General features: G+C 45.8%; 13 protein-coding genes and 1 riboswitch. Of the genes, 4 read left to right on the top strand and 9 right to left on the bottom strand.

Annotated features, from left to right (window positions below; genetic code table 11):
- Nucleotides 1-40: 40 nt before the first annotated feature.
- The 7 genes from ACO0KW_RS12760 to ACO0KW_RS12730 all read right to left on the bottom strand — a co-directional run bounded on the left by ACO0KW_RS12760 (nucleotide 41) and on the right by ACO0KW_RS12730 (nucleotide 6,603).
- Nucleotides 41-1,264 (bottom strand): ABC transporter permease, encoded by a 1,224-nt coding sequence (locus ACO0KW_RS12760; RefSeq protein ID WP_423053490.1) that lies wholly within the window; start codon nucleotides 1,262-1,264, stop codon nucleotides 41-43.
- Nucleotides 1,265-1,266: 2 nt separating this feature from the next.
- Nucleotides 1,267-1,962 (bottom strand): ABC transporter ATP-binding protein, encoded by a 696-nt coding sequence (locus tag ACO0KW_RS12755; protein WP_423053488.1) that lies wholly within the window; start codon nucleotides 1,960-1,962, stop codon nucleotides 1,267-1,269.
- Nucleotides 1,959-3,281, bottom strand: a complete 1,323-nt coding sequence (locus tag ACO0KW_RS12750; protein WP_423053487.1) for an efflux RND transporter periplasmic adaptor subunit — start codon at nucleotides 3,279-3,281, stop codon at nucleotides 1,959-1,961. Before ACO0KW_RS12750 ends, ACO0KW_RS12755 begins: the two co-directional genes overlap by 4 nt.
- 9 nt (nucleotides 3,282-3,290) lie before the next feature.
- Entirely contained in the window at nucleotides 3,291-3,989 is a 699-nt protein-coding gene (locus tag ACO0KW_RS12745) for a Yip1 family protein (protein ID WP_423053486.1), read from the bottom strand.
- A gap of 410 nt (nucleotides 3,990-4,399) precedes the next feature.
- Entirely contained in the window at nucleotides 4,400-5,338 is a 939-nt protein-coding gene (gene ttcA / locus ACO0KW_RS12740; protein ID WP_423053485.1) for a tRNA 2-thiocytidine(32) synthetase TtcA, read from the bottom strand.
- An 8-nt stretch (nucleotides 5,339-5,346) separates the two neighbouring features.
- Complete coding sequence (locus ACO0KW_RS12735; RefSeq protein ID WP_423053483.1) at nucleotides 5,347-5,745, bottom strand: dihydroneopterin aldolase; 399 nt, start codon at nucleotides 5,743-5,745, stop codon at nucleotides 5,347-5,349.
- 57 nt (nucleotides 5,746-5,802) lie between these two features.
- Nucleotides 5,803-6,603 carry an SDR family oxidoreductase gene (locus ACO0KW_RS12730; RefSeq protein ID WP_423053482.1) on the bottom strand — a complete coding sequence of 267 codons (801 nt, stop codon included), beginning with the start codon at nucleotides 6,601-6,603 and terminating at the stop codon, nucleotides 5,803-5,805.
- A gap of 157 nt (nucleotides 6,604-6,760) precedes the next feature.
- Here ACO0KW_RS12730 and ACO0KW_RS12725 point away from each other — a divergent pair, with 157 nt between their 5' ends.
- From ACO0KW_RS12725 to ACO0KW_RS12710, 4 genes are all read left to right on the top strand, one after another.
- Nucleotides 6,761-7,981 carry a class I SAM-dependent methyltransferase gene (locus ACO0KW_RS12725; RefSeq protein WP_423053481.1) on the top strand — a complete coding sequence of 407 codons (1,221 nt, stop codon included), beginning with the start codon at nucleotides 6,761-6,763 and terminating at the stop codon, nucleotides 7,979-7,981.
- 48 nt (nucleotides 7,982-8,029) lie between these two features.
- On the top strand, nucleotides 8,030-8,227 hold the full coding sequence (locus tag ACO0KW_RS12720) for a DUF2905 domain-containing protein (protein WP_423053480.1): 198 nt from the start codon (nucleotides 8,030-8,032) through the stop codon (nucleotides 8,225-8,227).
- A 215-nt stretch (nucleotides 8,228-8,442) separates the two neighbouring features.
- Entirely contained in the window at nucleotides 8,443-10,071 is a 1,629-nt protein-coding gene (locus ACO0KW_RS12715) for a tetratricopeptide repeat protein (RefSeq protein WP_423053479.1), read from the top strand.
- A gap of 12 nt (nucleotides 10,072-10,083) precedes the next feature.
- On the top strand, nucleotides 10,084-11,625 hold the full coding sequence (locus tag ACO0KW_RS12710; RefSeq protein ID WP_423053478.1) for an HDOD domain-containing protein: 1,542 nt from the start codon (nucleotides 10,084-10,086) through the stop codon (nucleotides 11,623-11,625).
- Nucleotides 11,626-11,635: 10 nt separating this feature from the next.
- Here ACO0KW_RS12710 and ACO0KW_RS12705 read toward each other — a convergent pair whose 3' ends face one another.
- Both ACO0KW_RS12705 and ACO0KW_RS12700 read right to left on the bottom strand, forming a co-directional pair.
- Nucleotides 11,636-12,451 (bottom strand): hypothetical protein, encoded by an 816-nt coding sequence (locus ACO0KW_RS12705; RefSeq protein ID WP_423053476.1) that lies wholly within the window; start codon nucleotides 12,449-12,451, stop codon nucleotides 11,636-11,638.
- A 136-nt stretch (nucleotides 12,452-12,587) separates the two neighbouring features.
- Nucleotides 12,588-13,154 (bottom strand): TMEM165/GDT1 family protein, encoded by a 567-nt coding sequence (locus ACO0KW_RS12700; protein ID WP_423053475.1) that lies wholly within the window; start codon nucleotides 13,152-13,154, stop codon nucleotides 12,588-12,590.
- 23 nt (nucleotides 13,155-13,177) lie between these two features.
- Nucleotides 13,178-13,377, bottom strand: a riboswitch (yybP-ykoY riboswitch).
- Between the last annotated feature and the right edge of the window lie 189 nt (nucleotides 13,378-13,566).

Raw genomic sequence — 13,566 nt, 5'->3', positions numbered from 1 at the left:
AGATCTTATACCCAAATCAGATAACGACGCAGATTGTTATTTACTCATAACGTAAGGCATCGATAGGATCAAGCTTCGCTGCTTTGCTGGCAGGCATCACACCGAACACAATACCGACACCGGCCGAGAAAACAAACGACAAGACGACTGCCCACCACGGCACTACGGCATCGGGAAAATCTGGAATCATTTTTGAGATTCCAAATCCCAAACCATAACCGAGTATCAAGCCAATCAAACCGCCTAATACGGAAAGCGTAACGGCTTCGATCAAAAACTGCATCATGATGTCACGACTGCGTGCACCGATCGCTTTGCAGATCCCAATTTCACGCGTACGTTCAGTCACCGATACCAACATGATATTCATAATGCCAATACCGCCGACCAACAAAGCGATCCCAACAATCCCCCCCATCACCAGGGTCACAGTCGCGGTAATATTGTCCAGACTCTTGGATAACTGATCAGAGGATTCCATATCAAAATCATCGGGAACATCTGGATCTAACTTGTGTGACTTACGCATGACAGATTTGATACGTGGTTTCACATCCTCTAGCTTAGAAATATCTTTCAACGACACCGTAAACTGCATGTTGCGCAAACGCTGGTTGTTTCCCATCAAACTACGTCCAGTACGAAAAGGAATAATCACGTAATCATCTTGCGACATTCCGAATAATTCGCCGCGTTTTTCCATCACGCCAATAATCTTGAACCACTCATTGCTAAAGCTGATGTATTGACCAATCGGATTTTCAGGTAGGTGCAAAGACTCAATTAACTTAGGCCCTATCACTGCCACCCGACGCGCACTCGATTCGTCGGAATCACTCAGAAAACGCCCCATACTGGCAAAGCGTTGTTGCACTTCTTGATAGGTTGGCGTCGTTGCCATGATACGCGCTGAGGTATCAGTGCTACCAAAGCGTACGGTCGGAGCCGACAGCAGAAACAAAGGACTTACATCCGCGATTTCATCGACATGGGTACGCAATTGTTCGATATCTTCAAACCGCAATTCATTAAATTTGCCACGCATCGCATCCTTCATGGTGTTATGCGCAGTGATGGTTAAAGAATTCCCCCCCAAACCTTCAAACTGTTTGGTCACACTTTTCGACAAACCCTGAATCAGAGAAATCACCGTGATTACCGAAGCAACGCCGATGATAATGCCAAGCGACGTCAAGAAACTCCGCATACGATGGGCACGAATTGAATTCAGGGCGGAACGCACACTTTCTAATAATAGAAACATACTTACTCCTTTGATACCTTAGGTACATTGCGCACATCACTCAAGACGCGGCCGTCGTGCAAGCGCACGATACGGTGGCATTGCTCCGCGATATCGGGCTCATGCGTGACCATCACGACCGTTTGGCCATTCCTGTGCACTTCTTTAATCAGGTCTAAAATTTCCAAACTGGTGCTGGAATCCAGATTACCCGTCGGTTCATCCGCCAACAGAATCGCTGGTTTGCCGACTAGGGCTCGGGCAATCGCGACCCGTTGTCTTTGCCCCCCTGACAGTTCATTCGGACGATGATGCATACGTGAACCTAAACCGACATGATCCAAAGCCTCCGCCGCTAAGCGGTTTCGCTCTTTATAACCAATACCGCGATAGATCAAAGGCTGTGCCACATTGTCGAGTGCGGTAGCACGTGGCAGCAAGTGAAAGCTTTGGAAAATAAAGCCAATCTCGGCATTGCGCACCAATGCCAGCTCATCACTTTCCATGGTCGCCACATCTCGTCCATTGAGTTGATATGTTCCCGCGGTTGGTCGATCCAGGCAGCCGACGATGTTCATCATGGTTGACTTACCAGAACCGGAAGCACCGATAAACGCGACTAATTCATTGCGCTCGATGTGCAGATCCACACCGCGCAAGGCATGCACAGTCTGATCGCCCATCTGGTAAGTCTTCTCAATTGCGGTCAGGGTAATCACGGTTTTTTCCCGTCCGCACTGGCAGAAGCGCTGGATGTAGCAGCACTAGATGTGGAAGCTGATACGCTGGTTGGCTTTGCTGTATTTGCCTTGTCAGCCTTGTCAGCCTTGTCAGCAGCCTTCAATTCTTTCACCTGATCGCCATCGCGCAAACTACGCAAAACACGTGCTGGTCCGACCACAACGGTATCTCCCTCAGCGACGCCAGATAAAATTTCCTGATTATTATCGTCAGCGATGCCCACCTTCACTTCTTTTTTGCGCACCACGCCATCTTTCATAATGAAGACCACGCCAGCGCCTTTAATTGTCTCTTTACTTTCTTTGACGTCTTTATCCAACTTCATGCTATCGCCGGTCAAGATCGCCTGAATCGGCAACACGGGCTTTGGACTGCCGCCACCAGTAATAATCTCTACGCGGCAAGTCATCCCGGTACGTATCCCCAACATTGTTTCAGCCAGACTGAGTTTCACCACGTAGCTTTTCCCTTGTGAAGCACCAGCGATCGCCACTTTTGGCGCCATCGAGACCTCCTCCACAATTCCGGCAACAGGCTGATCATCAAATGCGGCTGGATAGACCTTCACTTTTTGTCCCACCATCACTTTTGCGACGTCTGCTTCATCCACATTCACTTCAGCCATAATGCTGCCAACATCGGCAATCGTCATCAACGATGAACCCGCCATACCGGTTGCACTAGCGACCGCCGTTTCACCAATCTTGATCTGTACCGCCGTGACCGTGCCGCTGATCGGTGATTTCACTTCAGTCTTATCTAAACGCTTTAAGGCCTGATCTAATGCGGCACTTGCTTGCTGCATACTTTCGCGCGCCGCATGCAAATCGACTTTGGCGACATTAAACTGATGCGCTGCATCTTCGTACTTACTGGTATCGATAAATTTTGCTTCTGCAAGACGACGACTGCGGTCCACATTGACTTGTTGACGATCGACATTCAATTGTGCACGTTCAATATTGACCTGTGCACTGCGCACGATCGCGCGTTGCTGCGTGACCTCAGCTTTGATCAAGGTGGGATCAAGACGCAACAGCACTTGACCCTGTTGTATCTTGTCACCCTCTTTTACCAGCACTTCTGAGACTTTACCGATCACTTCACTCGACAATTGCACCTGTTGACGGAACACAAAATTTCCCGATGCCAAAATCGAGGGTTGGATTTCTTTCTTAGTGACCGCAGCTAGTTCGACTTCTAGCTTGGGCTTGCTACTTGAAAATTTAATGACTACGGGCACTACAATAATTGCAGCAATGACCGCTATCCCCAGCAATTTACGTTTATTCATCATCGTTACCGTTTATTTAAAGAACATCAATTTAGCGACCCAAACACCATAGATCACGACGTAAGGCAATGCTGTGGCTAACGCACAGCTAGCGACACTTCGGCCAGTCCATACACGGAAGCCTACAAAGGTTAAAAACATCGTCCAGAACGTTGTCAAACTCAGATTATTCATCAAACCCGCCCATGCATGATCCGCTGGCAAATTCGCGATTAAGAAATTCAAAGACAACATATTCAGGCCTTCCAGTGAAACCTGACCATGACCAGTTGCAATCTGTAATGCCATCAATGGTGCACCTATCAGAGTAGGGACGCTGACCCACACTGCAAAACCAAACCATTTACCATACGAAATCGCGCTGCCCATCACTTTTGATGCCAACATAAAGTACAAGCCGTATAAGGCAAACACGACTGGCATGCCAATCAAAGCACCGACCAAGGTTGTGATCATCATGCGATCTTTGGTCAACATTTTAGTGACCATTTCACGCTCTTCAGCCTTCATATCCGGCTTGGCGCTCAAGGTATGATCGATCAGCCAAGAGAAGTCCACGGTCGCGTAGTACCAATAGAACAGCGCCAGAGTCGACACCATGATCAGTGCTAAAGGCAACCAAGGTTTGGAATTTTCTTTCAGAGACTCGAAAGCGGCTTTTGGTTCAAAAAATAGTTTTCCGATGACAGAAATTGCATTTGACGACATCATTTTTTCCTTTTCTTTTTTATTGATCGAGAGGGACTACTCTTTATTCTGCAATACTTTTAAGTTGCATTGCCTTATCACGATTTACATAACCACAGAAATATCAATCTTATTAAAAACGACATCATAATCCTGGCGAGTCTTAATTTCCTATAATTTAATTTTGTTTTGCATTATCACTACTTCATCACAGTTTGGGGAAATATGATCGACTCTGACTGAATCTACAAACAATTACCCCATCCAAAGAGTGTAAATGCCGTGCGGCAGATCAGCGTAGCAATGCGATAAACGACGACTTTGTCGCGATGAACGCCCGCCTATGGGGATGAAATTTATTGGAGAACAGGCACTTACTTTACCGCGCAATAAAAATGCGCCACTCGGGCGCATTTTTTAAAGAGTTTCACTACTTAATCCTGTTCCAAATCTACATTGATCACCCTATTAACCGGCGGTGCACAAGGCTCTTCGTCAAATGCAATATCACCGTCCGGCATCGCTTCGCCAGTCACAGCCAAATCACGGAAATTAAATAAATCTTTATCCATCAGATGGGATGGCACAACCGTCGATAAGGCGGAGAAAATATTGTCGACGCGACCCGGGTGCTGTTTGTCCCAATCCCGCATCAATTGCTTGACGTGTTTACGCTGCAAATTTTCTTGTGAGCCGCATAAATTACAAGGAATGATCGGGAACTGTTTCACCTCGGCATAGCGCTCTGTGTCGGATTCTTTTACATAGGCTAGTGGGCGAATCACAATATGTTTACCATCGTCCGATTGCAATTTAGCCGGCATACCTTTGAGTTTGCCACCGAAGAACATATTCAGGAAAAAAGTTTCCATAATATCGTCACGATGATGGCCAAGCGCAATCTTGGTTGCACCTAATTCATCGGCGACGCGATACAAAATTCCGCGACGCAAACGGGAACACAATGAGCAGGTCGTTTTGCCTTCAGGTACCAAGCGTTTTACAATGCTGTAGGTATCTTGATTTTCAATGTGGTACGGAATGCCTAATTTATCTAAATAAGCAGGTAAGACGTCTTCAGGAAAACCTGGCTGCTTTTGATCCAGATTGACGGCAACGATATCGAAATGAATCGGTGCACGTTCACGCAGAGTCATTAAGATATCGAGTAGAGCATAGCTGTCTTTTCCGCCCGATAGACAGACCATCACTTTATCGCCATCTTCTATCATATTGAAATCACCGATCGCTTGGCCGACCAAACGACATAAGCGCTTATGTAATTTATTGTTTTCGTAAGCGATTTTTTCAGGTGATCGAGTCGATGCGGTTTGCGCTATTTTCGCCGAAGTTGGCATAGAGATGACTTGCATAGACTGACTCACATTTCGTTTTTAATTTGAAACACTTCTACACCTACGCCTTCGCAATCGGGATAGACGTCCGGCTTCATCGTAGAAACGCGCACGGCACGGACGCGCGGGTGCGCTAACATGATGCTTGCGACATCATCACACAGCGTTTCCTGCAAATGGACGTGTCCTTGTGCAACGCGGGCTGCAATCGTGCCGCGCATAAAATCGTAGTCCACAACCTCATCGAGCTGATCGTCTTTTGGTGTCGACAATGCCAGCGGAATGTAAAGATCGACATTGATCATCACACGCTGCTCGCCCTTCTTTTCAAATTCGTGGACGCCGATATTGATAGAGATCTCGTAGTTGCGTAAAAACAAACGACGACAATCGGCAAGTTGCGGGTGGTGGAGTATGGATAACATAAATAGTCGCTTCAAAAAACGTATAAATTAAAAATAATTCGATCAAAAACAAGTCAATTAGGGCTTGCGATCGCTATTTGCGGTCGCCAGAAACATCACATCCCGCTGGGTCGGAATCAAGTGCTGACCGCCATCAACCAGTATTGTCGTACCCGTAATCGCTTTCGCCGTCGCCACGTAACACACAGCTTCTGCAATATCGTGAGGCGTACTGGAACGCCCCAGTGGCGTCACTTTATGTGCAGCCTCAAAATCACTGACGCTCTGATCACCGGATACTAGAGACAAACCCGGTGCAATACCAACGACCCTGACCTTGGGCGCCAAAGCTTGCGCTAGGATCGTAGTCGCCGTCTGCAAAGCGGCTTTCGATAAAGTGTAGGACACATAATCAGGATTCAGATTAAATAATTTCTGATCGAGAATATTGACCACAACCGCCATACCAGCCGGCGCGTCCTCTGGTAAATTCCCATACAAGTCTTGCGCTAACATCAACGGAGCCATTAAATTTGCATGCATGTGTTTATCTAAGCAAGCTTGCGAAAAATCATCCATATTGTCAGCTTCAAATAGCGATGCATTGTTCACAACGCAATCTAAACGGCCAAAATAAGCAAGCGCTTGCGGCACAATTCGCTTGATCTGCGAAACGTTGCCCAAGTCTGCCTGCACTGCCAAGGCACGTCGACCTAAGCGTTCAATGTCGGACACCAATTGGGCTGCTTCATAGCTTGACCGGCCGTAATGCACAACAATATCCCAGCCACGCTGTGCCAATGCAAGGGCGATTTCACGGCCTATCCTTTTAGCAGCGCCGGTCACCAAGGCAACGGGGATAGGGTTAACTGAACTCATATTTATTTTCTTTCTACGCTATGAAGATCAGTTATGGCATGTAGAAATAGCCGCGCAGGCACCATAACAGTTTTTCTCACATTATTTGATACAGCATTTAGCGAAAATGTTTTCACTAAATGATCGGAATCGTCCGGCTTTTTAATACAATGCTGAAATGCAAAAACTCAATCCTACTCCTAACCACAGACTTGCTCTGCCAGCACCATCTATCGACGCACAAAGCGCCTCGCAGCAATTGCTGGAACTGATTGCAGCTGAAATCACCGGTCACGGTGGCGTCATCCCATTTTCACGCTATATGGAAATGGCACTTTACTCACCTCGCTTAGGCTATTACAGCGGTGGTTCCGCAAAATTAGGCGCCGCTGGTGATTTCACTACGGCACCTGAAATGAGTGCGTTATTCGGTGCCACCCTCGCGCATGTGGCTCATCAACTCTTTTCACAAACGGCTACCGATGTTTTGGAGTTTGGCGCTGGGTCCGGCAAACTGGCCTTTGATATCTTGTCAGAATGCCAGCGCTCAAATATCCCGCTAAAGCGCTATTTTATCGTGGAATTGTCCGGCGAACTTAGAGCACGACAAGAACATTGTTTAAAAGGCTTTCCGCAAGTGGTCTGGCTAGCAGAAATGCCCACCGCTTTTTCTGGCGTTATCATAGGAAATGAAGTCCTTGATGCGATGCCGGTTGAACTTGTTATGAAGTCAGAGCGAGGCTGGACCCGCTTAGGGGTAGCACTCGACCCCACCTCGGCGCAAACATTAAAGCTCGTAAATATGGAGGATCAAGATCATGAGATTGTCGACTTGATAGCACAGATTCCAGAATCTGAAAATTTACCCACGGGCTATATTAGCGAAATACATCCGGTAGAGATCGCCTTTATGCGAAGTATCGCTGCGATGCTTTTAGAAGGTAAGAAAGATTCTGGGCAAGGCGGTGTCGCGATTTGGTTGGATTATGGATTCCCCGCGCATGAATATTACCTTTCGCAACGCGACAAAGGTACGCTCATGTGTCACTATCGACATCATGCGCATCCTGATCCCTTCTATTTACCGGGATTGCAAGATATCACCGCGCATGTCGATTTCACCGCAATCGCGATTGCTGGTGTCAGTGCTGGCTTGGACCTATTGAGCTATACCAGTCAAGCAGGATTTTTGCTCGGTTGTGGCATCACAGACATGCTAGAAAGGATCCCAGTTGAAGATAGTCAACAGTATCTTCCAGCAAGTAATGCAATCCAAAAACTCACCTCACCAGCCGAAATGGGTGAGTTATTTAAAGTGTTGATACTTGGAGCCGACGTCGAATTACCAGAACAACTCGCGCAGAATCTATTCCGATTTGACCGTAGCCACAAACTTTAAACCAGCTAAAAACTAGCTGAGTAAGAAATTTTCATTGAAAGAAAACTTATGATACGTTGGGTCATCGTTATTTTTGTAGGGCTAGTCTTATTTGCAAATTTATTACCTTGGCTACACAAAATCGGCATTGGCAGATTGCCTGGTGACTTGCGTTTCAAGCTATTTGGTAAGGTCTTTACCATTCCATTTGCCTCAACGATCTTACTTTCCTTAGTGATTCTTTTAGTCGCTAAATTTCTCAAATGAAACATAGCGTCGCATTCCAACGACGTTGTTTTAATTGTCTTGAAAAAAATTGCTACACAGCTACATTGTAAAGGACTAATCGGTTAAAGTTTTAGCATAAAGTGGCCGTCACTTATAAGGTCAATGATAGCTTAGTCGCTTACTCGTAGGATTCATCGTGTGCGTGGCGAAAAACAAACCAAATCGCGCCAATACAATCACTGTCAAAGGGTTTCATGAGCAACTTAGGAGACATACGCGCTTTACTTGTTGAACCACATGCGGGCATGCGCGTCAGCTTGCATAATATGCTCAATTTGTGCGGCATCAATAAGATTGAACATGCACTAACTGCCGGCAGTGCGGTGCGCGCCATTCAAAGCAAAGTGTTCGATTTAGTTCTATGTGAATATGAGCTTGGCGTAGGACAAGATGGGCAACAATTGCTGGAAGATATCCGCCATCACAAACTGACGCCGCTATCGACGATTTTTATTATGGTCACCGCTGAACGCGCTTATGCGAAAGTGGTCAGCGCTGCCGAATTAGCACCATCGGATTATCTACTCAAGCCATTTACTGCAGACATGCTATTAGAGCGCGTATTAAAGGCGATAGAAAAACGCAAAGCGTTTATTGAAGTCTTCAATCTAATGGAGCAAGGCTTTGTACGTGAATCAATCGACGCTTGTCTAGAGGGCGAAAAAAACTATCCGCGATATATTGTCGACTTTATGCGCTTACGGGCTGAGTTACACGTCACCTTGGGAGAGGCACCGGAAGCGGAGGAACTATATGTTAAGCTATTTGAGATGAAAGCTGTTGCTTGGGCTCGTTTAGGTTTAGCAAAGACGCTATTCATGCAAGGACGCTACAACGAGGCGGAAAGTATTCTCAGTAATCTCGTTTCGGAAAACGCAAAATACATGGATGCCTACGACTGGCTATCCAAAACACACGAGGCTATTGGTGCCCTACCAGAAGCCAAATCAGTCCTTGATACTGCAGTTACGGTCTCACCCCATGCAGTCAGGCGCCTCCGGAAATTAGGTGCACTTGCGCTGGAAACAGGTGATATTGAAACTGCTGAAAACGTACTCAAGAAAGTTGTCAGCAAAGCAAAATATTCTGAATTCCGCGATCCAGAAGATCATGTCAATCTGGTCAATGCGCTGGTAAAAAAAGGCGACCATAATCAGGCAAAATCGGTCATCCGCGATTTAGAGAAAAGTATGTCGGGCATCAAGAAAACGGAGGCTTGTCGGGCAATTTCCGCAGCCATGGTGCATGCCTCGACTGGTGACATTGCGAAACTTGGAGAGGAGCTGGAAGCGGCAGTGCAAGCTAACCGTGAAGAGATTGGCTTATCAAATGAATTGAAGTTGGGTTTGGCGAAAAGCTGTCTCGAAAATGACCGAGAGGATGCTGCGTCCGAAGTCATTATGGAAGTGATGCGTAATGCTCCCAATCAAAACATGGTCAGCAAAGCGCTTGGCGTCTTTGAGAGTGCAGGTAAAGGGCATTTGGGTAAAGAGTTGGCACAACGCAGCCAAAAGGAAGTGAAAGATCTTGTTGCCCTCGGTGTTCAAAAGGCGAAAGAGGGGGATTATCGTGGGTCAGTCGAGCTGATGTCGAGTGCCGCGCGTAAATCACCAGACAATCCTCAAGTCGTTTTAAACGCTGCCTTAGCTGCACTCAAATGCATAGAAAATCTCGGCTGGGACCTCGCCACCGGCAATCTGGCAAAACAACTCATTGATTCAGCAGCACGTTTGGACCCTATGAATCCGCGCCTCAAAGCAATTCGCGGTTTGTATAGTGAATTACAAAAACGATTTGGAATTGATGCTGTACGTTCTAAATAGTGTAAGGTTTTTGTGATCAATAACACTCAATCAATCCATGGCGCTCGCGAACGATTGTTGGAAAAAATTCGCAGCGACAAAAATTTACCGACTCTTGGTGTCGCTATCAACAAGGTCGTCCAGATCACGTCCTCCGGTGAGGATTCTGTTTCAGAATTAGCACACTTCATATTATCTGACGTCGCCCTCACACAGAAAATATTACATTTATCCAACACGATCACATATCGAACATTGGGCGGTGTTTCGGTCACGACGATTTCCCGTGCCATTTTCTTGCTAGGTTTCGATACGATTAAAGCTAGCGCATTAGCAACCCTCTTGGTCGACGGGTTTCGTGATCAAAAACAAGCCCAATCCGTCCGAAAAGAATTAGTTCAAGCCTTGTGCGCAAGCGTTACAGCACGCGAAATTGCGCGGCACAATCGTCACCCGAAGAGTGAAGAAGCTGCAGTCGCTGCGCTATTTAAAAATATCGGTCGTATCCTAGTGGCTTCATTCGACCATTTGCTCTACGATAAAATTCAAGTGCTCTCCAAGGAAGATTCACAGAATGCTATCGGAGTCTGCAACGAATTATTGGGATGTAGTTTTGAACGTTTTGGAGAGAGTGTTTTACAAGACTGGAAAATTCCGGACAGTATTATTTTGGCGTTGCAACCTATTTATGGTGAGCCGAAAAAATCCACTCAAGATTCAGAATGGGTAAAACAGGTTGCCAACCTCAGCGAAGCTGTAGCATCCATTCTAGTCCAAAGCGATAGCAAGTTATCTGTCAAGGAACGCTGCGCGCCTTTGATCAAACGCTTCGGTAACGCATTAGATTTCAATGCTGAACAACTAGAAATTATATTAAAAAGTGTCGATAAAGAAGCACGTCAATTGGCGATTACCTTAGAGGTCCCACTCGCTCGCATAGACCAAGCAGCCAGCGCTGGTGTTGTGAAAGATAGTGACTTCTGTAATGAATTCATGCTCCCTTCGTTTGATACGCAACGATTGCAATCAATCGAGCGTCATCCGAGCGGAAAACCCACGAACGCGCGAGACCTACTGCTTGCAGGCGTACAAGATGCGACTCAAATGCTGGCATCGAAAGAACTAAAGCTCAACGATTTAGTACTGTTGGTACTGGAAACGTTGTATGCCGCTATGGGATTTCGATTTGCGACCGCTTGTCTGCGCGATCTTCAACAGGCAAAATACTCAGCACGTATTTCGGTCGGCGAAAAGTATATGGAACGCCAAAAAGAATTTCAGTTTTCCGCGCAGGCTGATAATTCAATTTTCCATGTAGCGATGAATAATAATGTCGATCTGATGATTACAGATGCCTTAAATCCCAAAATACAGGCCATTTTACCGTCTTGGCACAAACATTTACTGCCGGATACCCGTAGCTTTATAGTGCTACCATTAATAATCGATAAAAAAGCCTTGGGATTGTTTTACGCAGATCGTATTTATCCAGCGGATGAAGGTATGCCACCAGATGAAACTGCCCTTATCAAGACATTGAAAGGGCAGCTGCTAAGTGCGATGACGAAGCGCTAATTCTGCCATTTCAGATTAAAGGAATTTCCTGCTTCTTCGCGAGTGCATCCAGATCCTGCCATATGGTCATCAGGTTCAATAAACGCGTGGCTGGATCTATCATACTATTAAAGTTAAAAAATCTTTCTAAAGCATTTGCATCAAATGCCAAGCTCTGAGAAAAATTGATTTGACCGTATTGCTTTTTAAAAGCGACTAGTAAATCTGCAGGCGCATCTTTATGCCACGCTTGCATTAATCCACCGACCATCAATGAACTATCGATAGTCTGCTCCAGGATACGGGGATTTTTAGCAGTGCTTAGATCGCGATAATCAAGCAAACGAGGAAAATAAAACTTCTTAATCCAAGCAGCCGGAATACCGCCTGCCCGTTTCAACACAACACTACGCCAAAACTTCCAGCTCTTTTCACTATTTTCCGGATTTTCGAAGTGAGTGTCAGCAAAGACTTCGCAGTCCTCGCCTAACTCAACCTCTAGTACGATTGGTAATCCAATGTGCGTTGCGATGTCTTCCAAATCGTCCATTAAAGGCTTTTGCCCCCGGGCACTTTGTAAATGTTGCACGAAATTATTGAGAACATCTTCATGCGCCGCATAAAGTTCTGCCGTCATCTTGCTAAATTCAGCTGCAGCCGAAAAATAAGCCATCAACTCACCAAGGTAAATCCCGCTAATCTCTGACAATTTTTGATCTGTATTCAACGCCTGCAATCCAACACGTGGCAAATTTTCAGGGACTCCATTGTTAAAGAAGGAATACAAATAATTCGAAAGACTCCCCAATTTAACCAAGGATCCTTTTGGCAAAACATATGCGCTCATAGCAGACTTTCTGTATTTATTGCCGATCAAATCATCGAAGCTCGGCTCACGATTAATCAGAGTAATTTTAATAACCTAAAACAACTTAATAACAGCGTAATAGCCATCTCACGAGCTAGTAAAGTCAAAGTCGATTCTAAAATGGGCCCATGCGGAAAAGAACAACAATGCCCAAAATAGCAAAAATTGCTGCTGCTAACCATCTAACATAATGAAATGGGAAGTTTGGCGAAGCAACTTTCCCTAGGAATACCGCAGGCACGTCAGCGATCAACATACCTAAAGTTGTACCTGCGATGACCCAAGTTAAATCGACATATTTAGCCGCTAAAGCAACTGTCGCTAATTGAGTCTTATCTCCAATTTCTGCGAAGAAAAAACTAATCGTCGTCAAAAGAAAAACCCCAAAACGTCCCTCTTCCAATCCGTTACTGTCAATTTCATCAGGTTTAAGTGTCCAGCCGGCGATCCCAAGAAATGACAGCCCGAGCGCCCAACGTAACACATCTTGCGAGATATGACTGGCGACCCACTGCCCTAGCAACCCTGCAAGTGTATGGTTCAACAGAGTTGCAATTAATATGCCCAGAATAATAGGAGCAGGCTTACGATATCTTGCCGCAAGTAAAAGTGCTAGTAATTGAGTTTTGTCACCGATTTCGCCGATGCTGACTGCGAATGTTGAAACTAAAAATGCTTCCATGGTATTTGAATTGGATGGGCATTGAAATTAACGACGCAATGAACAACCTATTTCCTAGCCCATCCCGAGTGAGAGAAAATAAGTGTTCAAAGGTCTTGCCAAATTCGTGCGCGAATAATTCGCACCTAAATCACACGCACCATGACCGGTTGGTCAAGTATGTTGATACGTCTATTTTCCAAGCTTGACATTAGAAAACAGGCTACTCCCCAGTGAATACTGCGCACATTATACCTCAGCAGGCATTCAGCTAGCTGATGGATCTTGAAATCAGTAGTAAATTCTATGTGCAGGTAAAGCGGAGAACAGGATCAGGGGAGGTTGATGGGAGAAGTATTTGGGAAATTTAGGATGAACTGAAGGAATTATTCTTCAGAAATAGGCGAGGATGTTATTAGCCGAATTGGGACGT

This window comes from Undibacterium sp. Ji22W, assembly GCF_049340305.1.
Taxonomy (GTDB): Bacteria; Pseudomonadota; Gammaproteobacteria; order Burkholderiales; family Burkholderiaceae_D; genus Undibacterium.
Note: the sequence above shows the minus strand (reverse complement) of the source record. Positions and strands in the feature narration are given on the sequence as shown.

Excerpts from the sequence above, each read along its gene's own strand:
- ACO0KW_RS12760 (WP_423053490.1), bottom strand. The coding sequence starts at position 1,264 with ATGTTTCTATTATTAGAAAGTGTGCGTTCCGCCCTGAATTCAATTCGT.
- ACO0KW_RS12750 (WP_423053487.1), bottom strand. The coding sequence starts at position 3,281 with ATGATGAATAAACGTAAATTGCTGGGGATAGCGGTCATTGCTGCAATT.
- ACO0KW_RS12745 (WP_423053486.1), bottom strand. The coding sequence starts at position 3,989 with ATGATGTCGTCAAATGCAATTTCTGTCATCGGAAAACTATTTTTTGAA.
- ttcA (WP_423053485.1), bottom strand. The coding sequence starts at position 5,338 with ATGCAAGTCATCTCTATGCCAACTTCGGCGAAAATAGCGCAAACCGCA.
- ACO0KW_RS12735 (WP_423053483.1), bottom strand. The coding sequence starts at position 5,745 with ATGTTATCCATACTCCACCACCCGCAACTTGCCGATTGTCGTCGTTTG.
- ACO0KW_RS12730 (WP_423053482.1), bottom strand. The coding sequence starts at position 6,603 with ATGAGTTCAGTTAACCCTATCCCCGTTGCCTTGGTGACCGGCGCTGCT.
- ACO0KW_RS12725 (WP_423053481.1), top strand. The coding sequence starts at position 6,761 with ATGCAAAAACTCAATCCTACTCCTAACCACAGACTTGCTCTGCCAGCA.
- ACO0KW_RS12720 (WP_423053480.1), top strand. The coding sequence starts at position 8,030 with ATGATACGTTGGGTCATCGTTATTTTTGTAGGGCTAGTCTTATTTGCA.
- ACO0KW_RS12715 (WP_423053479.1), top strand. The coding sequence starts at position 8,443 with ATGAGCAACTTAGGAGACATACGCGCTTTACTTGTTGAACCACATGCG.
- ACO0KW_RS12705 (WP_423053476.1), bottom strand. The coding sequence starts at position 12,451 with ATGAGCGCATATGTTTTGCCAAAAGGATCCTTGGTTAAATTGGGGAGT.
- ACO0KW_RS12700 (WP_423053475.1), bottom strand. The coding sequence starts at position 13,154 with ATGGAAGCATTTTTAGTTTCAACATTCGCAGTCAGCATCGGCGAAATC.